This is a genomic window from Neisseria sp. HMSC065D04 (genome assembly GCF_001815675.1).
GTDB lineage: Bacteria > Pseudomonadota > Gammaproteobacteria > Burkholderiales > Neisseriaceae > Neisseria.
In genome coordinates this window covers 3,229-5,825 of the sequence record NZ_KV821528.1, presented here as the reverse complement: position 1 = coordinate 5,825, position 2,597 = coordinate 3,229, and the positions used below count along the sequence as shown (strand labels likewise).

Here is a 2,597-nt window from a genome sequence, read left to right as displayed (position 1 = left end):
AACGCCGTACTGGTTTAAAGTTAATTCACTATACTGCCCCATATCGCCGCACCATAACATTTCAGACGACCCCGAGGTCGTCTGAAACACAAAAACAGCTTACGTCAAGGGAGTCATCATTATGTCTGACATTGTCTTTATATTGTTATTCGGCAGGCTTCAACCCCACAGGACACCCGACCCATCCGACACATCCGTCCCCTTTTGGCATTCGGCGGCAGGCTCGGCTTTGATTTATTTATGCATACGCATAGTGACAATCATCGTTCATGATTCGATTACCAAAGCCATTGACAGCCTCCCTTTCATTCTGTTTCAAACCATCTGCATGTTCGGCTGCTTGCTTTTGTATTTCAAAATGTTGCGTACCACACCCGACCCGAAACGCCGCCGGTTTATCTATTGGGGACTGGGCATTCTTTCAGGTATAGCCTTAACCCTACTGACCGAAAAATTGTTTTATTGGGCAAACTTATTTATTATGCATTGACTGGAGGGGCAACAGGCTGCCCCCCTCTTTTTTCAGACGACCCCGAGGTCGTCTGAAAACAAAAACATCTTACTCACAAGGAAATTATTTTATGATGTTACTCTTTGCATCCATCTTTTTTGACATTGCTTTGATATTGGCATTCGGCAGATTTCAAGCTGTGGGGACGCTGGATTTCCCCGACAAGCTCTATCCCATCTGGAAATGGGCGGTAGGCGCGGGCGTGCTTTACACACTGAAACCTGCAATAATCGCCTACGCCTCTTATTCATCTGTCTCCCTCTTCGGCTGTTTACTGATTTTCGCCATCTCATCCGCCACGTTCGCACTCTATTTCAAACTGCTGCGTGCCACCACTGACAAACCTACGCAGCACCGATCTATTTACTGGGGTGTCGGCATCGCTTCTGCATTTTTACTGTCTTTCGGTTTAGGCTATCTTGGCGCATTGATAAACCGCCTTCCGCAATAACCCTTTTCAGACGACCTTTTCCACACTTCCGCATACCATGCCGACCAAACCGCCCGCCTACCACATCACGCACAAAATCCGCCAAACCCGCCGCATTTCGCGTAAAAGCATTGCTTTTCTGTTCCTGCTGGCAGGTTCAGCACTGGTTGCGCTGACTGCCCTCCTGTTTGCCTGGATGGCGGATTTCGCGTTGGAAACGAATGCGGAGCTGGTGCAAAAATATCCTTGGTTTGCCTGGGTCGCCCTGCCCTTCGGGCTGCCGCTCATCGTCTGGATCACCCGTCGTTTCGCCCCCTACACCTCCGGCAGCGGCATCCCGCAAGTGCTCGCCAGCCTCGCCCTGCCCTACGGCGCCAACAAAACCCGCCTGATCCGCCTCCGCGAAACCCTCCTCAAAATCCCGCTGACTTTCCTCGCCATGTGCGCAGGCGCATCCGTCGGGCGTGAAGGGCCGTCCGTCCAAGTCGGCGCGGCAGTCATGAGCGCGTGGGGCGCATGGTGCAAAAAACACGGCTTCGCCTTTCGCGGCATGCAGGAAAACGATCTTATCGCCGCAGGCGCGGCAGGCGGTCTAGCCGCCGCGTTCAACGCCCCGCTGGCAGGCGTGATTTTCGCCATCGAAGAACTCGGGCGCGAAGTCATGCTGCGTTGGGAGCGGCAAATCCTGCTCGGCGTCCTCGCCGCCGGTTTCATCCAAGTCGCCATACAAGGCAACAACCCCTATTTCTCAGGCTTCAGCGGCGGCGCGCTCGACAATATGCTCGGCTGGGTATTGGGCTGCGGACTCGCGTGCGGCATCGCAGGCGGACTGTTCGGGCGCACCCTGTATCTCGGCGCCACCGCCTTCGCCCCCGCCAAATGGCGCGAACACATCCGCCGCCACCCCCTGATTACCGCCGCCCTCATCGGCATCCTGCTCGCCGCCATCGGCACACTTTACCAAGGCAAAACCTACGGCACAGGTTACCACGAAGCCGCCCAAGCCCTGCGCGGCATCCACGAAGCCCCCGCCGGACTCGCCGTCGCCAAATGGTTCTCCACCGTCCTGAGCTACTGGGCAGGCACGCCCGGCGGCATCTTCACCCCCTCCCTGACCATAGGCGCAGTCTTGGGCGAACGCATCGCCGTCCTCACCGGACTCGCCCAAGGCACCCACGTCCTCGTCCTCCTCTGCATGGCAGCCTTCCTTGCCGGCGCCACCCAATCCCCGCTCACCTCCGCCGTCGTCGTGATGGAAATGACCGGCGGACAAAACCTCCTCTTTTGGCTGCTCATCGCCTGCATCTTCGCCTCACAAGTCTCCCGCCAATTCTCCCCCCGCCCCTTCTACCACGCCGCAGGCACACGCTTCAAACGACAGGTGGAACAAAGCGGACAGAAGTGAAGCCTGATATTGCCGATGTGGGAAGGTGTAGGAAAGGTCGTCTGAAATGTTTAGCGATTCGTGGGCGAAGCCCACGCTACAAAGTTTGTTGGCAACACAATTGCCGTAGCGTGAACTCTGTCCACGAAAATGATTGACGCAAAAAGGTCGTCTGAAAACCCGATGTAGGTTTCAGACGACCTTTCATATTTGAACTTTCTATCGGTTTTGGCTGACTCGGTATCCGTAGCGTGGGTTCTACCCACGAAGAT

Annotated in this window: 2 protein-coding genes; both read left to right on the top strand. The window is 55.7% G+C overall.

Features of this window, described 5'->3' with window-relative positions; translation table 11 throughout:
* Positions 1-581 precede the first annotated feature (581 nt).
* The gene (locus HMPREF3050_RS08885) at positions 582-962 is read left to right on the top strand and encodes a hypothetical protein (protein WP_070774499.1); all 381 of its coding nucleotides are present in this window, start codon (positions 582-584) and stop codon (positions 960-962) included.
* 37 nt (positions 963-999) lie between these two features.
* Complete coding sequence (locus HMPREF3050_RS08880) at positions 1,000-2,346, top strand: chloride channel protein (protein ID WP_070774498.1); 1,347 nt, start codon at positions 1,000-1,002, stop codon at positions 2,344-2,346.
* The last annotated feature ends 251 nt before the right edge of the window (positions 2,347-2,597 follow it).

Excerpts from the sequence above, each read along its gene's own strand:
- HMPREF3050_RS08885 (WP_070774499.1), top strand. The coding sequence starts at position 582 with ATGATGTTACTCTTTGCATCCATCTTTTTTGACATTGCTTTGATATTG.
- HMPREF3050_RS08880 (WP_070774498.1), top strand. The coding sequence starts at position 1,000 with ATGCCGACCAAACCGCCCGCCTACCACATCACGCACAAAATCCGCCAA.